This window comes from Streptomyces sp. HUAS MG56, assembly GCF_058673395.1.
Genome location: NZ_CM178722.1, coordinates 9396289 through 9416868, shown reverse-complemented (window position 1 = coordinate 9416868; position 20580 = coordinate 9396289). Strand labels below are relative to the sequence as shown.

Sequence of the window (20580 nt, the reverse complement as noted above, 5' to 3'; positions counted from 1 at the left end):
GTGCACCGTGACCGAGCAACTCGCCCCCGACACAGCACAGCCGACGCCCGTGCGCCGGCGCCGACCCCGCGTGGGTCACATCCAGTTCCTGAACTGCCTTCCGCTGTTCTGGGGGCTGGCCCGCACCGGCTCCCTCCTCGACATGGACCTGCGCACCGACACGCCGGACGGCCTGAACGACGCACTCGCCGCCGGCGAGCTGGACATGGGGCCGATCAGCCTGCTGGAGTTCCTGCGGCACGCGGACGACCTGGTCGCCCTGCCGGACATCGCGGTCGGCAGCGACGGAGACGTCATGTCCTGCCTGATCGTCAGCCAGGTACCGCTGGAGGAGCTGGACGGGCAGCCGGTGGCGCTGGGTTCGACCAGCCGTACCTCGGTGCGTCTGGCGCAGCTGCTGCTCGCCGAGCGCGTCGGGGTGAACCCCCGCTACTTCGGGTGCCCGCCCGACCTGCGCACCATGATGTCCGAGGCCAGGGCCGCCGTGATCATCGGCGACGCCGCACTGCGCGCGGCCCTGTACGAGGCCCCCCGGATGGGTCTGCACGTACACGACCTGGGCCGCATGTGGAAGGACTGGACGGGGCTGCCCTTCGTGTTCGCCGTGTTCGCCGCGCGCCGTGACTTCCTGGCCCGCGAACCGGAGTTGGTGCGCCAGGTCCACGCCGATCTGCTGGCCTCGCGCGACCTGTCCCTGGCGGAGGTGACGAAGGTCTGCGAACAGGCTTCGCAGTGGGAGGAGTTCGACGCCGCGACGCTCCAGCGCTACTACACCACGGCCCTCGACTTCAGCCTCGGCACGGCGCAGCTCGCCGGCATCACCGAGTTCGCGCGCCTGGTCGGCGGCGGCCCCGAGGGCTTCCCGCCCGACGTCGCCGTCCGGCTGTTGGAACCCTCCGCACCCTGATCCGCCCTACGCCACCGGAAAGGCCCGGCCATCATGTCCCGACCCTCGCAGTCCCCTCTCCAGCCCGTCCTCGACCGAGCCGCCGACGGCGGACGCATCACCCCGGAGGAAGCCCTCGTCCTCTACCGCGACGCCCCGCTGCACGCGCTGGGCGCGGCCGCCGACGCCGTGCGCCGCCGCAAGTACGCCGGGACCGAGCACATCGCGACGTACATCATCGAGCGCAACATCAACTACACGAACGTGTGCGTCACGGCGTGCAAGTTCTGCGCCTTCTACGCGGCCCCCAAGGACAAGGACAAGGGCTGGACCCGCGACCTGGACGACATCCTGCGCCGCTGCGCGGAGACCGTCGAACTGGGCGGCACCCAGATCATGTTCCAGGGCGGCCACCACCCCGACTACGGCGTCGAGTACTACGAGAAGCACTTCAAGGCCATCAAGGACGCCTACCCGCAGCTCGTCATCCACTCCCTCGGCGCCTCCGAGGTCGAGCACATGGCCCGGATCAGCGGCGTGTCCGTCGAGGAGGCCGTCACCCGGATCCACGAGGCCGGCCTCGACTCCTTCGCCGGTGCCGGCGCCGAACTGCTCCCCGCGCGCCCCCGCAAGGCCATCGCCCCGCTGAAGGAGTCCGGCGAACGCTGGCTGGAGATCATGGAGACCGCGCACCGGCTGGGCGTGGAGTCCACCTCGACGATGCTGATGGGCACGGGCGAGACCAACGCCGAGCGCATCGAGCACCTGCGGATGATCCGCGACGTCCAGGACCGCACGGGCGGCTTCCGCGCCTTCATCCCGTACACCTACCAGCCCGAGAACAACCACCTCAAGGGCCGCACCCAGGCCACCCTCTTCGAGTACCTGCGGATGATCGCCATCGCCCGCCTCTTCCTCGACAACGTCCAGCACATCCAGGGCTCCTGGCTCACCACCGGCAAAGAAGTCGGCCAGCTGTCGCTCCACTACGGCGCCGACGACCTCGGCTCGATCATGCTGGAGGAGAACGTCGTTTCCTCCGCGGGCGCCAAGCACCGCTCCAACCTGCTCGAACTGATCGGCCTGATCCGCGGCGCGGGACGCGTCCCGGCGCAGCGCAACACGACCTACGAGCTGCTGCAGGTGCACGACGACCCGGCGAACGACCCCGCCGACGACCGCGTGGTCTCGCACATCTCGTCCACGGCCATCGAGGGCGGCACGGCCCACCCCGAGCTGAAGCTGATCGCCGCCCGCTGAGCCGGCGGCCATGTGTCCGGGACCGGGGACACCCGGGTCCCGGACACCTGTGCTTCCCGCACACCCCACGCAACGCCCCCACCCCTGCACACGAGGACGGAGAACCCCATGGCGGGTGCCATTCACGCCACGGGTCTGGTCAAGACCTTCGGTGAGGTCCGGGCCGTGGACGGAGTAGACCTGGACGTGCCGGAAGGCGGCGTGCTGGGGCTGCTCGGCCCCAACGGAGCCGGCAAGACCACGACGGTGCGGCTGCTCACGACCCTGTTGCGCCCGGACGCGGGCACCGCCGTCGTGGCCGGCCACGACGTGGTCCGGGAGCCGGACCAGGTTCGGCTGTCCATCGGCCTCTCGGGCCAGTTCGCGGCGGTCGACGACCGGCTGACGGGCCGGGAGAACCTCCGCATGATCGGTGAACTGTACGGCCTTCGGGCGCGGGCCGCCCGGCAGCGGGCCGACGAACTGCTGGACCGGTTCGACCTGAGCGCGGCCGGCGACCGGGTGTCGAGGACGTACTCGGGCGGCATGCTGCGGCGGCTGGACCTGGCCGGCGCCCTCGTCGTCCGGCCCTCGGTGATGTTCCTCGACGAGCCGTCGGTCGGCCTGGACCCGACCAGCCGCCTGATGCTGTGGGAGGCCATCGAGGACCTCGTGGCGCAGGGCACCACGCTGCTGCTGACCACCCAGTACCTGGAGGAGGCCGACCGTCTGGCCCGGGACATCGCGGTCGTCGACCACGGGCGGATCATCGCGCGCGGCACACCGCGCGAACTGAAGTCGCAGGCGGGCGGCCAGCGGGTCGAGGTGGTGGTCGCCTGGCCCGAGCAACTCGACGCTGCCGCCGGGCTGTTGGCCCGGTTCGGCACCCGCGGTCCGGACGTGGACCGGCCGCGCGGGATCGTCTCGGTTCCCGTCGACGGAGGAGTGCGGCTGCTGACGGAGGTCATCACCGCGCTGGACGCCGAGGGGATCGAGATCACCGACATCGGACTGCGCCGCCCGACGCTGGACGAGGTCTTCCTGGCCCTGACCGAGGACGTCCCGCGGAACCCGGTGCGCGCGGCGGCCGCCACCGGCGCGGCGGGCGAGAGGAAGTGATGAACGTGTCGGCAACGGCACCGCCCGTACCCGAACTGAAACCCGGCACGGTCACCAAGTCCGTGCGTGACACACTGGTCGTCACGCGGCGCAATGTGATCCGGACGATCCGCATCCCCGAGGTGCTCGTCCTCAGCCTGGTGCAGCCCCTGGTCTTCGTGCTGCTGTTCGCGTACATCTTCGCCGGATCCTTCGCCCTGCCCGGTGCGCACGGCGCCGCGGCCTACCGCGAGTTCATGATGCCGGGGTTCTTCGCCCAGACCATCGCCTTCGGCACGGCCAGCAACAGCAGCGTCAGCATGGCCAACGACCTGCAGAGCGGCATGGTCGACCGGTTCCGGTCGCTGCCGATGGCGCGAGGCGCGCTGCTCACCGGCCGCACGGTCGCCGATCTGGTGCAGAACGCGATCGTCGTGACCGTGATGATCCTGTGCGCGCTGCTGGTCGGCTGGCGCGCCCATCACGGGGTGCTGCAGGCCGCCGCCGGGTTCGGGCTGCTGCTGCTCATGGGATACGCGCTGTCGTGGGTGGGCGTCGTCATCGGTCTGACGGTGCGCGCTCCGGAGGCCGCGGCCAGCAGCAACTTCCTGTGGCTGTTCCCGCTGACGTTCCTGTCGAACGCGTTCGTGGCGCCCTCCACTCTTCCGACGGTGCTGCGCTGGGCCGCGGAGTGGAACCCGCTGAGCGCGACGGTGCAGGCCGCGCGGCAGCTGTTCGGCAACCCGGGGCTCGCGGCCACGGGTGCCTGGCCCGCCCAGCATCCCGTGCTGGTGTCGGCGGGCTGGTCGATACTGATCGCGGTGCTGTTCCGGACGCTGGCGGTGCGCCGCTACCGTTCGGCCGGCGCATGAGGGGGAACGCGTGAGCGCGGACGCCATGTTCCGGGCGGAGCTGATCCGCCCGGTGCACGAACTGCTCGCCGGGCACGCCGCCCGGCAGCCCGACCGGATCGCCTTCAAGGATGCCCGCCGCGCGCTGACCTGGGCCGAGCTGGACCGGCGTACCGCGCGGGTCGCCGGTCACCTGGTGGGGCTGGGGCTCACGCGGGGCGCGTCGGCCGCCATCTATCTGCCGAACCGGGTGGAGGCGGTGGAGAGCCGTCTCGCCGTCGCCCGCGCGAGCGCCGTCGGCGTCCCGCTCGACCCGCACCGCACCGACGCCGAGCTCGGCCACCTCCTGGACGACTGCGCCGCCCGGCTGGTGATCACGGGAGCCGCACAACTGCCCCAGGTGCGGCGGGTGTTGGCGCAGCGCCCCGGCACCGTCGTGGTCCTGGTGGGCGACACCACCGAGCTCGATGCCGTACTCGTCGGCCGGGACGCGGCGGACGAGTCACTGCCCCGTTACGAGACGCTGGCGGCCACCTGGTCGCTGCGCGATCCGCCACGCGACGACCTGGGGCTCGACGAACCGGCGTGGCTGCTCTACACGACGGGCACGACCGGGAAGCCGAAGGGCGTGGTCTCCACCCAGCGGGCCGCACTGTGGGCGACGGCGTCCTGCAACGCTCCCCTGCTCGGGCTGTCGGAACGGGACCGGGTGCTGGTGCCGATGCCGCTGTTCCACACCCTCGCCCACAACATCTGCGTCCTGGGCGTCCTGGCCGTGGGGGCCGGCGCGTACATCACCGACGAGCCGGCCGCGGACGAGGTGCTGCGCACGGCCCGGGAGGAGAACTCCACCTTCCTGGTCGGTTCGCCGGCCCTGTACCAGCACATGGTGGAGCGGACCCGCACCGGCGGTTCCGCCCCGCCCGGTCTGCGCGTGTGCATGGTGGCCGGATCTCCCTGCCCGCCCTCCCTGCACGAGGCGTTCCGGTCCAGGTTCGGGGTCGCCCTGCTGGACAGCTACGGCAGCTCCGAGACGTGCGGCGCGATCACCACCAACCTTCCGCACGGTCCGTACGTGCCGGGTTCCTGCGGGCGCGCGCTGCCCGGCGTGACCCTGCGGCTGACGGACCCGCGCAGCGGCGCCGAGGCCGGTGCGGGCGAGGAGGGCGAGGTCTGGGTGTCCAGCCCCGCCCTCATGCTCGGCTACCACGGCCGGCCCGAGGCCACCGAGGCCGTGCTCTGCGACGGCTGGTACCGCACCGGCGACCTGGCCCGGCAGGACGCGAACGGATACCTCACCGTCACCGGCCGGTTGAAGGAAGTCATCGTCCGGGGCGGCGAGAACGTCCATCCGGCCGAGGTGGAAAGTGTGCTCCTCCAGGTGCCCGGCGTCGGCGACGCGGCGGTGGGCGCGAAACCGCATCCGACGCTCGGCGAGGTGCCCGTGGCGTATCTGGTGCCCGGGCCGGACGGGCTCGACGTCGAGGCGGTGCTGGCCACCTGCCGGGACGAACTGCCGCCCCCGAAACGCCCGGAGGAGGTCCACGCGATCGACGAGGTGCCGCGCGACCCGGCGGGGAAGATCGCCCGGCAGCGGCTGTCCGGGCTGACGGGGCGGCTCCTGTGGCGGCGCTCCCCGGGGCCGTCGGGGCGCGCCCGCTACGGGAGTGCGGCCGACCTGGGGCTGGCGGACGCGGAACATCCGCTGCTGGCCGCGGTGATCGAGCGTCCGGACACCGACGAGGTGACGTTCACCGGGCGGCTCGTGAGCGGTGCGGACGGACTGGTGCTCTCCCGTTCGGCCGACGGACGGACGGTGGTGCCGGGTGTCGTACTGCTGGACCTGGCACTGCACGCCGCCGGGCATCTGGGCTGCGGCCGGCTGCGGGAGTTCGACGCGGTACGACCGCTGGTGCTGCCCGCGGCCGGCGGTGTGCAGGTACAGGTCACCGTCGGCGGGTCCGACACCCTGGGCGTGCGGGCGGTGACGGTGTACACGCGCCGGGACTCCGGTGCGAGCGGCCGGCCGTGGGTCCGGCAGGCGTACGGCACGGCGGCCGCCGCCGGTGCGCCGCCGCGGTGGCAGCCGGAGGTGTGGCCGCCGGCCGGCGCCTGGTGGGTACCCGTCGACGAGGTCTTCGGCGGCCACGGGGCCTTCGGTGCCACCGGCCCCGGCGGCGCGCCGGCGGCGTTGCACGGCGTCTGGCGGCGCGACGACGAGCTGTTCGTCGAGGTCCGGGTGCCCGAGGGGACACCGGAGCAGGGCAGTCGGTTCGGGGTACACCCGGCGCTGCTGGAGGCCGTGGCACGTGCCGAGCTGTGGGCGGGCCTGGGCGGGGCGTGGGATCCCGCCGGATCGGCCGCGGACCGCCTCGGGGCCCCGGACCTCTGGCGCGGGGTGACCCTGCACGCCGCCCGGGCCTCCGTGCTGCGCGCCCGGCTCACGGCCGCGGCGGACGGCACCCTCGGCGTGACGGCTGTGGACGCCGCCGGCGCTCCGGTGCTGACGGTGGACTCGGTGCGCTTCGGCGCGCTGTTCCCCGCCGTGCTCCAGACGGCTTCCGCGACGCCGTAGGACCCGCTGTCCGAGGAAGCGCGCCGAGATCGAGAGACGACCGCCCACCGCTGAGCAGTACGAGCGGTGGGCGGTCGCATGTGTGCGCACAGGAACGCGGGCCCACGGCACCGGCCAACACGCAGGCGGCCCCGACCGGTTGGGGGAAACCGGTCGGGGCCGCCTGCGCACGGCGCCGGGGTTCAGACCGCCCAGGCGGGCAGCTCGTTGATCGTGACCACGCTGGCGGTGCAGATCCAGCCGGGCCCCTGGGAGACCAGCAGGACGTGGTCGCCCGGGCCGACCTCCCGGGTACGGACCAGGTGCTCCAGCGTGATGAAGACGTCCGCGCCGCCCACGTGTCCGACGCTCTTGCCGAAGTCCCAGCTGGACCGGGACATGGGCAGCCCCAGCGGCATCATCAGGGAGTACTCGATCATCCGGCCGTCCATGTTGATCGGCACGACCTTGGCGATGTCCGCCGCGTTCAGGTCGGCGTCGACCAGGGCGCGGTGGATGACGCCCAGGTCGAAGACGGTCAGCTTCTCCAGCGTCTCCGACAGGGACAGTTCCGTCTCGGTGAACTGCTCGGCCCGCTGCGCCATGTCGGCCATCGAGTCCGACTGCCCGCGCAGGAGCTGCGGGCCGTCACCCCGGTGCCACTTCTCCAGGGCCGGGAGCACCCCGGCGTGCAACGACCGCACCGTGGCGAACCCCTCGTCCGCGCTGAGCAGGACGGAGGCGGCGCCGTCGCCGAGGAAGTAGGACTGGCCGTAGCCGGTCCACCGGTCGATCTCCGGGGAGGAGAAGTTCTCGCCGGAGGTGAGCAGCACGGTCTCGGCCTCGGCGGCGCCGGTCATCTGGCCGACCGCCACCTCCAGGGCGCCCAGCATGCCGTTGCAGCCCTGCTGGAGGTAGAACGCGGAGATGTCGTCCAGGCCCAGCTCGCGCAGGATGTAGCCCGGCGGGTAGGAGCCGACGGGCCCCTGGTAGTACACCGCGCTGTGCAGGTGCGAGGCGATTTCGTCGGGCTCGATCTTGGAGCGGTCCAGGGCGGTGCGGGCGGCCGAGACGGCCAGGTCCACGGCCGGCACGTCACCGGACACGTGCGTTCCGGTGAGTCCGTTCGACGCGACGACCTCGGCGTCCACACGGCCGTCGGCCACGGCCTGTTCCGCGCTCGCCCACTCGTGCAGAACGACCCCCAGGGAGTCGATGTGGACGTTCTCAATCCTCATGCGGGATCTCTCCTTGTCCGTCCGGCGCCGGGGCCGGTCTCAGGTGAGCAACTGCTGCTTGATGTGCTGGGCCAGCTCGGCCGGTGACGCGAAGTCGAACGCCACGCTGGGCGCGAGGCTCAGGTTGGTATCCGTGTTCAGGGCGTTGCGGAGGTTGATCGAGGTGAGTGAGTCGAAGCCGAGGTCCTTCAGTACCGCGGTGGCCGCGACGGACTGCGCGGAGGAGTGTCCGAGAACAGTGGCGATCCGCTCGCGTACGAGCCCGGTCAGGGCCGCGTCGCGCTCCTCGTCGGTCGCCATCGCGGCCAGGACGTGGCGCAGTTCCGTCTTCTCCACCTCGGTGTCCTGCGCCGTCCGGCGGGCGCGGGCGGGCAGCAGGGACCGCAGCAGCGCCGGCGCCCGGCCCGCCCTCGCTCCCTCGTAGAGCGCCGGGAAGTCCAGCCGGGCGGCGACGGCGAGACCGAGTCCGGCCCCCTGCACCGCATCGAAGAGCTGCATCCCCTGGGCCAGGGGAAGTGCCACGGATCCCGGCAGTGCCTCGGCCTTGCCCTCGGCGAGACCGCTGTGTCCCTCCCACAGGCCCCAGGCGATCGAGGTCACCGGGACCCCGCGGGCACGCATGTCGTACGCGAAGGCGTCCAGGAAGGTGTTCGCCGCGGCGTAGTTGGCCTGCCCGGCCCCGCCGAGCACGCCGGCGAAGGAGGAGAACAGCACGAACGCGGAGAGCTGTGCGTCCCTGGTCGCGTCGCGCAGTGCGAGCACCGCGTCCGTCTTCGGCCGCAGCACCGCGCTCAGCCGTTCGGGCGTCAGCGAGGACACGACCCCGTTGTCGAGAGCGCCCGCGGTGTGCACCACCGCCCGCAGCGGTCGGCCGGCGGGGATCGCCGCCAGCAGTCCGGCGAGCGCCTTGCGGTCCGTGACGTCGCAGGCGGCGATGGTGACCCGGGCACCGAGCGCGGAGAGTTCGGCCTCAAGGTCGACGGCTCCCGGCGCCCCGATGCCCTGACGACTCGTCAACAACAGTTCCCGGACACCGTGTTCGGTCACGAGGTGGCGGGCGAGCGCCGATCCCAGCATGCCCGTGCCGCCGGTGACCAGGACCGTGCCGTCGACGCCGTCCAGCAGCGTCGTGTCACCGCCGCGGTCGACGGCCAGGCGCGTCAGCCGCGGCACCCGGGCGGCCCGCTTGCGCAGCGCCCACTGCGGCTCGTCGGAGCCCGCGGCCCGCAGCAGCGCACGCCAGGCCGGTTTGCTCGCGTCGGTGTCCACCAGCAGGAAGCGGTCCGGGAACTCGGTCTGCGCCGAGCGCACCAGCCCCCATACCGCGGCCGCCGTCAGGTCGAGCCGTCCCTCCGCCCCCGTGCCGTCCCAGGCCGGTACCGCGCCCCGGGTGAGGAACACCAGCCGGGACCGCTCGAACGCGGGCGTCGTCACCCAGGCTCGCGCCCAGTCCAGCGCCTGGCGCGCGGTGTCGTGGACGCCGCCGGCGAGTTCCTCGCCCGTCCGCTCCCCGCCGGCGGCGGCGCAGGTCACCACGACCACGTCGGGCGCACCGGAGGCGTCGGCGACCGCGGAGGCCAGGCTCTCCAGATCCGGGTACGCCTCGGTGTACTGGCCCACGGACATCAGCGCGGACCGGGCCCGCAGCGTGTCCTCACCGACGATCGCCCACGTGGCGGGGACCGGGCCGGCGCTCGACGCGAGGTCCGTGTCGCTCCACTCCACGCCGAACAGACCGTCCTGCTGTGCGGCGCCCGCCGCGCTCACCTCGCCACGTGAGACGGGTCGCGGTGTCACGGACGCCACGGTCAGCGCCGGGGCTCCGGTCGCATCGGCGGCCCGCACCGAGAACGCGCCGTCGGCCAGCGGGCTGATGGCCACGCGCAGTATCGAGGCTCCGGAGGCGTGCAGCGAGACACCGCTCCACTGGGCCACCCGCCGCAGCCGTCCGGAGTCCGCCGGTCGCTCCCCGGTCGGCAGCAGGTCCAGCACGGCCGCCGCCAGCACCGGATGGAGCCCGAACCCGGCGGCCTCCGCGCGCAGCCGCTCGGTCAGGGCGACCTCGGCGAAGAGGTCGTCGCCCCGCCGCCACACGGATCGCGTGGTGCGCTGCTCCTCGGAGCGCTGCTCCCCGGAACCGTCGCCCGTCGCCTGCCGCTCCTGGGGCACGCTCTCGGCGCCGACCGGCGGCCAGGCCTCCAGGTCCCAGTCCGGCGCCGGTCCTTCCTCGGTGAGCGATCCCTCGGCGTGGCACGTCCATGGCCGTCCTACTCCGCCGTCGCCCCGCCGGGAGTGCACGGCCACCGAACGAGCGCCGGTCTGCCCGGGCTCGCCGACGGTGACGCGAAGCTGGACGGCCTCGGACGTCGGCAGCACCAGAGGCTCCCGCACCGACAGCGTTTCCAGCCGCCCGCAGCCCACCTGGTCGCCGGCCATGGCGGCCAACTCGACCAGTACCGGGTCCGGGACGACCTGGGAACCACCGACACGGTGCCCGGCCAGCCACTCGTACGCTCCCGCCGAAAGGCGTCCGGTGAACAACACGCCGGTGGAGTCGGGCAGTTCGACGGCCGCACCGAGCAGGGGATGCTCCGTGCTCACGGCTCCGATGCCGGTCACACCGCGGGAAGCTCCGGGGGAAGCGGTCAGCCAGTGGTGGTCGCCCTGGAAGGGATACGTCGGCAGGTCCGGATGCGGCACCACACGATCGCCATGCACGACCACACCCTCGACGAACGCCTGCCCCACCGCCCTCACCACATCACCGAGACCACCATGATCCCGACGCAACGTCCCCACCACCGCGAACACACCCTCCGGGTCAGCCCGCTGCACCGTCTCCTGCAACGGCACCACCAACACCGGATGCGGACTCACCTCCACGAACGCCCGAAACCCCGCCCCCACCAACGCCCGCGTAGCCGCCTCGAAATCCACCGCATGCCGCAAATTCCGATACCAATACCCACCATCCAACACCGCACCCTCAACCCGCGCCCCCACCAACGACGAGAAGAACGGCACCCCCGGCACCGACGCCACCACCGGCGCCAACACCTCCGCCAACTCGGCCTCGATCGCCTCCACATGAATTGAGTGCGACGCGTAATCCACCTCGATCCGCCGCACCCGAACACCCGACTCCTCGGCATGGGCGACGAGTTCGTCCAGCGCATCCGCGTCACCCGACACCACCGTCGACGTCGGCCCGTTCAACGCCGCAACCGACACCCGACCCGACCAACGACCCGCCAACTCCCCAGCACCCTCGGCATCCAGCGCAACCGACACCATCCCACCACGCCCCGCCAACGCCACGATCGCCCGCGACCGCAACGCCACCACCCGCGCACCATCCGACAACGACAACGCACCCGCCACCACAGCAGCAGCGATCTCACCCTGCGAATGACCCACCACAGCAGCAGGCCGCACCCCGAACGACTCCCACAACGCGGCAAGCGACACCATCACCGCCCACAACACGGGCTGCACCACGTCCACCCGGTCAAACCCAGGCGCGCCCTCCACCCCGCGCACCACATCCACCAACGACCACTCGACGAACTCCCCCAACGCCACCCCACACTCCGCGAACCGAGCCGCGAACACCGGCGAAGAATCAAGAAGCTCGACCGCCATCCCCACCCACTGCGCACCCTGACCCGGGAACACGAACACCGGATCCCCCAACACCGGCCCCCCACCGGACAACACCCCCGACCCACCAGCCCGCAGCCCCGCCACCAACTCATCCCGCGAACCACCCACCACCACCGCACGACGCTCAAACACCGAACGCCCCGCCAAAGCACCCGCCACACCCTCCACCGGCACCTCGGGATACCGCTCCAAAAACTCCGCCAACCGCTCCGACAGCAACCGCACACCCCCCTCACCCCGCGCGGACACCACCAACGGCACCACACCAGCCCCACCCACCACACCCACAGCACCCTCGGCACCCGACACCGAACCCCCCGGCGCCTCCTCCACGATCACATGCGCATTCGTCCCGCTGATACCGAAGGAGGACACGCCCGCCCGACGGGGGCGTCCGGTGTCCGGCCAGGACCGCGTCTCCGTCAGCAGTCGTATCTCTCCGGTGGTCCAGTCGACGTGCGGGGACGGCGCGTCGACGTGGAGGGTGCGCGGCAGCACGCCATGACGCATCGCCTGCACCATCTTGATCACACCGGCCACACCCGCGGCGGCCTGTGTGTGACCGATGTTCGACTTCACCGACCCCAGCCACAACGGCCGTTCCGGATCACGCTCCTGGCCGTAGACGGAGATCAGCGCCTGGGCCTCGATCGGATCGCCGAGCGCCGTCCCCGTGCCATGCCCTTCGACGACGTCGACGTCGTCGGGGCTCAGGCCCGCGCTGCTGAGGGCCGTGCGAATGACGCGCTGCTGCGCCAGGCCGTTCGGCGCCGTCAGACCGTTGGACGCGCCGTCCTGGTTCACCGCCGAACCGCGGACCACCGCCAGCACGGGATGGCCGTTGCGCCGCGCGTCCGACAGCCGCTCCAGCAGGACCAGCCCCACGCCCTCGGAGAACCCGGTGCCGTCCGCGGCCGCGGCGAACGCCTTGCACCGGCCGTCGGGGGACATGGCGCGCTGCCGGCTGAACGCGGTGAAGGTGCCGGGGGTGGCGATCACGGTCACTCCGCCGGCCAGGGCCAGCGTGCACTCGCCCTGGCGCAGCGACTGTGCGGCCTGGTGCAGGGCGACCAGGGAGGACGAGCACGCCGTGTCCACGGTGACGGCGGGGCCCTGCAGCCCGAGGACGTAGGAGAGCCGGCCGGACACCAGGCTGAGCGCGTTGCCCGTCAGCAGCATGCCGTCCAGGCCTTCCGGCGCTTCGTGCAGCAGGGTGGAGCCGTACTCCTGGGCGAGGGCGCCCACGAAGACTCCGGTGTCGCTGCCCTTGAGGGAAGGCGGCGCGATGCCCGCGCGTTCGAAGGTCTCCCAGGCGGTCTCCAGCAGCAGCCGCTGCTGCGGATCCATCGCCAGCGCCTCACGCGGCGAGATCCCGAAGAACGCGGCGTCGAACCGGCTCACGTCCTCCAGGAACGCCCCCTGACGCACGTAGGAGGTGCCGGGCTTGTCGGGGTCCGGATCGTAGAGCCCGTCCAGGTCCCAGCCCCGGTCGGAGGGGAATCCGGTCACCGCGTCGGTTCCGTTGGCCACCAGGTCCCACAGTTCCTGCGGCGAGCCGACGCCTCCGGGATAGCGGCAGCCCATCGCCACGATCGCGATCAGGTCCTCGTCCGGCCCCGGGCGCGTGGCGGGCCGCGAGACAGCGACGGCGGACGACTCGGTACCGCTCCAGGTCTGCCACAGGTGCTCGGCGAGGGCCTGCGCCGTGGGGTGGTCGAAGATGGTCGTGGGGGACAGTCGCAGGCCGGTGGCCTCGTTGAGGCGGTTGCGCAGTTCCACCGCGGTCAGTGAGTCGAAACCGAGGTCCTTGAAGACGCCGTCCGCGGGGACGGCCTCCGCTGTCTCGTGCCCGAGGGCGGTCGCCGCATGCGTCCGGACCAGGTCGAGCAGCGCCCGCCGTGCCTCCGGCTCCGACAGCCGCGCGAGCCATTCCCCGGCGGCGCCGGCGTCAGACGCGTCAGCCCCGGCCGCGGTACGCCTGACAGGGGTGCGCACAAGACCGCGCAGTACGGCGTGGACGCCACCGGGACGTCGGCGCAGGGCCGCGAAGTCGAAGCGCGCGGCCACGAAGGCGGCACCGTCACGGGCGACGGCGGCGTCGAACAGGGCCAGCCCGTGCTCGGCGGACAGGGGCTGTACGCCGTCCCGGGTGATCCGGCGCCGGTCGGTGTCGCCGAGATGTGCGGTCAGGCCGCCGTCCTCCCAAAGGCCCCAGGCCACGGTGGTGGCCGGCAGGCCGAGGGCGCGGCGATGCTCGGCGAGGGCGTCGAGGAACGCGTTGGCGGCCGCGTAGTTGGCCTGGCCCGGCCCGCCGAGGACGGCGGCGACCGAGGAGAACAGCACGAACTGTGCGAGATTCGCGTCGCGGGTCAGCTCGTGCAGGTGCACCGCCGCGTCCACCTTGGGACGCATCACCGTATCCAGCTGCTCCGGGGTGAGAGCCGAGGTCGTGGCGTCGTTCAGCACGGCCGCCGAGTGCACCACGGCGGTCAGCGGACGGTCGAGCCCGCCGAGCACGGTGGCGAGCGCCTCCCGGTCGGCGACGTCGCAGGCCACGATCGAGGTGCTCGCGCCCAACTCGGTCAGGCGCGCCTCCAGTTCGGCGGCACCGGGTGCCTCGGGGCCGCTCCTGCTGAGCAGCAGCAGATGGCGCGCGCTGTGCGCGGTGACCAGATGCTCGGCCAGCAGGGCGCCGATTCCGCCGGTGCCACCGGTGACCACGACGACGCCGTCGGGATCGAGGGTCTCCGCGTCGCGAACGGCCACGTCGAAGGCGCGCGTCAGACGGGGTACGAGCACGGCACCGGCGCGGACGGCCAGTTGGGGCTCGCCGGAGCCGACCGCCGCGACGAGGGCGGCGGCTTGCTCGGCGGACAGGACGGTCGTGGGCGCGGCCCCGGCGACGGACGTCGCGGGGCGCTCGACGTCCAGCAGGACGACGCGTCCGGGATGCTCGGTCTGGGCCGACCGCACCAGTCCCCACAGCGGTGCGCCGGCCAGGTCCGTGACACCGTCGTCGTCCGGTCCCGCCGCGACCGCACCGCGGGTGACCACCACCAGCCGGGCCGACTCGAAGCGCTCGTCGGCCAGCCATGTCTGAAGGTCGGTGAGCAGGTCCTGCGCGGCCGCGCGAGCGGCCGCCGGCAGGGCCGCGTCGGGGCGCGCCGACGGCGGGCAGGAGAGGAGCACCACGTCGGGCAACGACACATCGGCAGCCTCGGCCGCCGCGGCCGCCACGTCCTGGAGACGGCCGTACGTGCGTACGTCGGCACCTGATTTCCGTATCCCGCGGGCCAGGTCCTCGGCGTCGGAGCCCACCACGCACCAGTGGCCCGGCGCCGAAGCCGCCGGCCCGAGCGGGGACAGCGGTGTCCACCGCGTCCTCAGCAGGGAGTGCCGGACCGCTTCGGTGGTCGGCGCGGCCGTCCCGTCGGCCATGGGACGGGTGGTCAGCGCGCCGACGGAGAGCACGGGGGTACCGGTCGGATCGGCGGCCAGCAGGGCCACACCGTCGGTGTCCGACCAGGTCAGACGTACCCGCAGCGCGGTGGCGCCCGATGCGTGCAGGTGGACGTCGTGCCAGGAGAAGGGGAGGCGCAGCGGCTCGGAACCCGAGCGCCGGGCCAGCTCGTTGAGGACGTCGGGATGCAGCGCCGCGTCCAGCAGCCCCGGGTGAATGCCCCAGCCGTCCGCGGCGTCCCGGTCCGGGAGGACGACGTCGGCGAACACCGTGTCACCGAGTCGCCACATGGCCCGCAGTCCGCGGAAGAGCGGCCCGTATCCGTATCCCACGGCCGCGAGTTGCTCGTAGACGTCCTCCGCGGACACCGGTTCGGCACCCCGCGGCGGCCAGTCGGTGAGGACGTCCGCCGTGTCCGGCTCCTCCGCCGGGGCGGGCCGGAGGAATCCGCTCGCGTGCCGGACCCACACCGGTTCCACAGCGACGACCCCGTCCGCGTGGTCCTGCCGTGCCGAGTGGACGCGCACCGCACGACGCCCGGACGAGTCCGGCGCCCCTACGGTGACCTGGAGGCTCACGCTCTCCTGCGCGGCCAGTTCGAGCGGGGCCTCCAGGACCAGTTCCTCCAGGAAGGAGCAGCCCGTCTCGTCTCCGGCACGAATCGCCACGTCGACGAAGGCCGTGCCCGGAAAGATCATGGAGCCGCGCACCACGTGATCGGCGAGCCACGGATGCGTCGCCACGGACACCCGTCCGGTGAGCACCAGGGCGTCGGTGTCCGCCGAGTGGACCGCCGCGCCGAGCACCGGGTGGGTCACCGCCCGCTGCCCCACGGTCTTCGGGTCACCGCCGGCCGGCAGGCTGGTCAGCCAGTGGTGGTCGCCCTGGAAGGGATACGTCGGCAGGTCCGGATGCGGCACCACACGATCGCCATGCACGACCACACCCTCGACGAACGCCTGCCCCACCGCCCTCACCACATCACCGAGACCACCATGATCCCGACGCAACGTCCCCACCACCGCGAACACACCCTCCGGGTCAGCCCGCTGCACCGTCTCCTGCAACGGCACCACCAACACCGGATGCGGACTCACCTCCACGAACGCCCGGAACCCCGCCCCCACCAACGCCCGCGTAGCCGCCTCGAAATCCACCGCATGCCGCAAATTCCGATACCAATACCCACCATCCAACACCGCACCCTCAACCCGCGCCCCCACCAACGACGAGAAGAACGGCACCCCCGGCACCGACGCCACCACCGGCGCCAACACCTCCGCCAACTCGGCCTCGATCGCCTCCACATGAATTGAGTGCGACGCGTAATCCACCTCGATCCGCCGCACCCGAACACCCGACTCCTCGGCATGGGCGACGAGTTCGTCCAGCGCATCCGCGTCACCCGACACCACCGTCGACGTCGGCCCGTTCAACGCCGCAACCGACACCCGACCCGACCAACGACCCGCCAACTCCCCAGCACCCTCGGCATCCAGCGCAACCGACACCATCCCACCACGCCCCGCCAACGCCACGATCGCCCGCGACCGCAACGCCACCACCCGCGCACCATCCGACAACGACAACGCACCCGCCACCACAGCAGCAGCGATCTCACCCTGCGAATGACCCACCACAGCAGCAGGCCGCACCCCATACGACTCCCACAACGCGGCCAGCGACACCATCACCGCCCACAACACGGGCTGCACCACGTCCACCCGGTCAAACCCAGGCGCACCCTCCACCCCGCGCACCACATCCACCAACGACCACTCGACGAACTCCCCCAACGCCACCCCACACTCCGCGAACCGAGCCGCGAACACCGGCGAAGAATCAAGAAGCTCGACCGCCATCCCCACCCACTGCGCACCCTGACCCGGGAACACGAACACCGGATCCCCCAACACCGGCCCCCCACCGGACAACACCCCCGACCCACCAGCCCGCAGCCCCGCCACCAACTCATCCCGCGAACCACCCACCACCACCGCACGACGCTCAAACACCGAACGCCCCGCCAAAGCACCCGCCACACCCTCCACCGGCACCTCGGGATACCGCTCCAAAAACTCCGCCAACCGCTCCGACAGCAACCGCACACCCCCCTCACCCCGCGCGGACACCACCAACGGCACCACACCAGCCCCACCCACCACACCCACAGCACCCTCGGCACCCTCGGCACCCGACACCGAACCCCCCGGCGCCTCCTCCACGATCACATGCGCATTCGTCCCGCTGGCGCCGAAGGAGGACACGCCCGCCCGACGGGGGCGTCCGGTGTCCGGCCAGGACCGCGTCTCCGTCAGCAGTCGTATCTCTCCGGTGGTCCAGTCGACGTGCGGGGACGGCGCGTCGACGTGGAGGGTGCGCGGCAGCACGCCATGACGCATCGCCTGCACCATCTTGATGACGCCCGCCACACCGGCGGCGGCCTGTGTGTGACCGATGTTCGACTTGACAGATCCCAGCCACAACGGCCGGTCGGCCGAACGTCCTTGCCCGTACGTGGCCAGCAGTGCCCGTGCTTCGATGGGGTCGCCGAGGGTGGTGCCGGTGCCGTGGCCCTCGACGGCGTCGACGTCGTCGGGGCTCAGGCCCGCGTTGCCGAGGGCCGTGCGAATGACGCGCTGCTGCGCCAGGCCGTTCGGCGCCGTCAGACCGTTGGACGCGCCGTCCTGGTTCACCGCCGAACCGCGGATCACCGCCAGCACCGGATGGCCGTTGCGTCGCGCGTCCGACAGCCGCTCCAGCAGCAGAAGTCCCACGCCCTCCGAGAATCCGGTGCCGTTGGCGGCGGCCGCGTACGCCTTGCAGCGGCCGTCGGCGGACAGGGCGCCCTGCCGGCTGAACTCGACGAGTGCGGCGGGCGTCGACATGACCGTCGCCCCGCCGGCCAGGGCCAGCGTGCACTCGCCCTGGCGCAGCGACTGCGCGGCCAGGTGCAGGGCGACCAGGGAGGACGAGCACGCCGTGTCCAGCGTGATGGCCGGTCCTTCGAGGCCGAGCGCGTACGCGATGCGCCCGGAGGCGATGCTGGCGGCGGCTCCGTTGCCGAGGTATCCCTCCAGGTTCTCGGGCGCGCGCTCGTAGAGTCCGGGCCCGTAGCCGCCGTGCATGACTCCGGCGAAGACGCCGGTCCGGGTGCCCTTGAGGGAGGACGGCGCGATGCCCGCGCGTTCGATGGTCTCCCAGGCGGTCTCCAGCAGCAGCCGCTGCTGCGGATCCATCGCCAGCGCCTCACGCGGCGAGATCCCGAAGAACGCGGCGTCGAACCGGCTCACGTCCTCCAGGAACGCCCCCTGACGCGCGGACGACGTGCCGGCGCCGCCGGTTTCCTGGTCCAGGAGCCGGTCGAGGTCCCAGCCGCGCTCCGTCGGCAGCGGGCCGACGGCGTCCGTCTCGGCCATGAGCAGGTCCCACAGCTGCCCGGGAGAGTGCGCGCCCGCGGGGTATCGGCAGCCCATCGCGACGATGGCCACCGGCTCGTCCGGGTCGTGGCGTACCGGCGCCGCGTCGTCCACCGGGGGTGCGGTGTCGAGCAGTTCGCCCGCCAGATGGGCGGCCAGCGCGCTCACCGTCGGGTGGTCGTAGGCGAGGGCGGCCGACAGAGTGCGGCCGGTCGCGGCGGACAGGCGGTCGCGCAGGGCCACCGCGGCCAGCGAGGTGAAGCCGAGTTCGTGCAGGGCCCGGTCCGGGTCCACCTCCTGGGCGGAGCCAAATCCGAGGACCTCGGCCACGGCGGAGCGCACCAGGTCGAGCAGCGCCCTGCTCCCGGTCGGCAGCGCGACGTCCACGAGCGGCGCGGCCGCACCGGATTCCGTCGTGTCCGCGTCGGCGGGCGCCTGGGCGTCCGGCCTCAGGCCCACCGAGGGGTTCACGGTGAGCAGCGTGGCGGGCAGCTCGGCCAGTCGTGCGCGGGCGGTCTTCCCCGCCGCGTTGCGCGGGATCTCCGCGACCGTGTGGAAGGTGTCGGGCACCTTGAAGTAGGAGAGCTCCCGGCGGCAGGTCTCCAGGAGGGTGCGCCGGTCGATGCCTTCGGGGCCCGGTACGAGATAGGCGACCGGGACCTCGCCGAGCACGTCGTGCGCCCGACCGGCCACGGCGGCGTCGGCCACGCCGGGCACCCGGACCAGGACCTCCTCGACCTCCCGGGGGTGGATGTTCTCCCCGCCTCGGATGATGAGTTCCTTGACCCGCCCGGTGATGGTGAGGTAGCCGGCCGGGTCCCGGCGGGCGAGATCACCGGTGCGGTACCAGCCGTCCTGGAGCACCTCCGCGGTCTCCTCGGGCTGGTTGTGGTAGCCGAGCATGAGGGCCGGGCTGTTGACCCACACCTCGCCCTCCTCGCCGCCGACGGCCTCTTCGCCCGTGCGGGGGTGCGTCAGGCGCAGGCCGAGTCCGGGCAGCGGCAGCCCGCAGGAGCCCGGGACATGAGGTCCGCCGGGGGCGTGCGTGGTGATCGCTCCGCCGGTCTCGGTGCTGCCGTAGCTGTCCAGGAGCCGGATGCCGAAGGTGGTCTCGAAGGCCTCGTGGAGCGACGCCGGGCAGGCGGAGCCGGCCACCATGCACACGCGGAGGTCCGGCAGACGGCCCGTACCGCTCTCCCGGGCCACGTCCACCATGCGGTGGAACAGCGTCGGCACGGCGACCAGGAAGGTGGAGCGGTCCTCGCGTGCGGCGGCCAGGATCTCGTCGGGTGCCGCGCCCTGCATGATGTGTGCCGTGGCGCCGACGGCCAGTACGCCCAGCACGCCGATGTTGTGCGACACCGCGTGGAACAGCGGCATCGGCCACAGCACCCGGCTGTCGGCGGTCATGCCGAGAATGGGCGCGTTGCACACCGCGGTCGCCCACAGCGAGGCCCGCTGGGTCGACACCACTCCCTTGGGACGGCCCGTGGTGCCCGAGGTGTAGAGCATCCAGGCCGGTTCGTCGAGACCGAGGTCGTCGCGCGCCGCGCTGTCCGGCTCGGTGGTGGCGAGGGTGTCGAAGTCCGGGAGCCCGCCGGGCGCCCGGCCGGTTCCGGCCACGACGACGCCGACCGCCTCGCCGCGCCGGGCGATCCTGAGGACCTGCTCCGCCCCGGCGGCCGCGGTGACGACCAGGACGGCGCCGCTGTCGTCGATGTGGTGGGCGAGTTCGGCGTCCGTGGACTGCGGGTTGACGGGGACGCCGACGGCACCGGCGCGGGCGACCGCGACGTAACTCTCCACCATCTCGACGTTGTTGTGCATGCGCAGCAGTACCCGGTCGCCGCGCCGGACGCCCAGGTCCGCCAGGTGTCCGGCGAGTCGGCGCGTGCGTCGTTCCAGTTCCCCGTACGTCACGGAGCGCCGTGCGTCCCGGAACGCGGTCTTCTCCGGGGAGCGACGGGCATGGTGGGTGAGCAGCTCATGCAGCGGCCGGATCAGGTCAGTACGCAACGTGACGCTCACGCCTCTCGGTTTCCAATCGCGTGGGGAACGGAAGTGTGGTGCCGCCGACGAGCCGAACGGTCGTGCCGCGCACGGGCCTTCAACACGCCGCAGCATGGAATCGCAGCGTCAGTATCGCCACGACCTCGTTAGGGGTTTGCCTAG

7 protein-coding genes are annotated in these 20580 nt (G+C 72.4%); 5 read left to right on the top strand and 2 right to left on the bottom strand.

The features are described 5' to 3' along the window. Positions 1–7: 7 nt before the first annotated feature. From AC4OXY_RS43315 to AC4OXY_RS43295, 5 genes are all read left to right on the top strand, one after another. Complete coding sequence (locus AC4OXY_RS43315; protein WP_376295499.1) at positions 8–907, top strand: menaquinone biosynthetic enzyme MqnA/MqnD family protein; 900 nt, start codon at positions 8–10, stop codon at positions 905–907. Positions 908–940: 33 nt separating this feature from the next. Further along, complete coding sequence (gene mqnC, locus AC4OXY_RS43310; RefSeq protein WP_491992457.1) at positions 941–2146, top strand: cyclic dehypoxanthinyl futalosine synthase; 1206 nt, start codon at positions 941–943, stop codon at positions 2144–2146. 108 nt (positions 2147–2254) lie between these two features. Beyond that, positions 2255–3244, top strand: a complete 990-nt coding sequence (locus AC4OXY_RS43305; RefSeq protein WP_356040162.1) for an ATP-binding cassette domain-containing protein — start codon at positions 2255–2257, stop codon at positions 3242–3244. Beyond that, positions 3244–4095 (top strand): ABC transporter permease, encoded by an 852-nt coding sequence (locus AC4OXY_RS43300; RefSeq protein WP_356040165.1) that lies wholly within the window; start codon positions 3244–3246, stop codon positions 4093–4095. The genes AC4OXY_RS43305 and AC4OXY_RS43300 overlap by 1 nt, the downstream gene beginning before the upstream one ends. A gap of 10 nt (positions 4096–4105) precedes the next feature. Next, positions 4106–6649, top strand: coding sequence for an AMP-binding protein (locus tag AC4OXY_RS43295; protein WP_491992456.1), 2544 nt, complete (start codon positions 4106–4108; stop codon positions 6647–6649). Positions 6650–6831: 182 nt separating this feature from the next. On the opposite strand, the gene AC4OXY_RS43290 is transcribed toward AC4OXY_RS43295, so the two are convergent. Together AC4OXY_RS43290 and AC4OXY_RS43285 are read right to left on the bottom strand one after the other, a co-directional pair. Beyond that, entirely contained in the window at positions 6832–7866 is a 1035-nt protein-coding gene (locus tag AC4OXY_RS43290; protein WP_356040170.1) for a ketoacyl-ACP synthase III family protein, read from the bottom strand. Between the two features lie 39 nt (positions 7867–7905). Then, positions 7906–20436 carry an SDR family NAD(P)-dependent oxidoreductase gene (locus AC4OXY_RS43285; protein WP_491992455.1) on the bottom strand — a complete coding sequence of 4177 codons (12531 nt, stop codon included), beginning with the start codon at positions 20434–20436 and terminating at the stop codon, positions 7906–7908. Between the last annotated feature and the right edge of the window lie 144 nt (positions 20437–20580).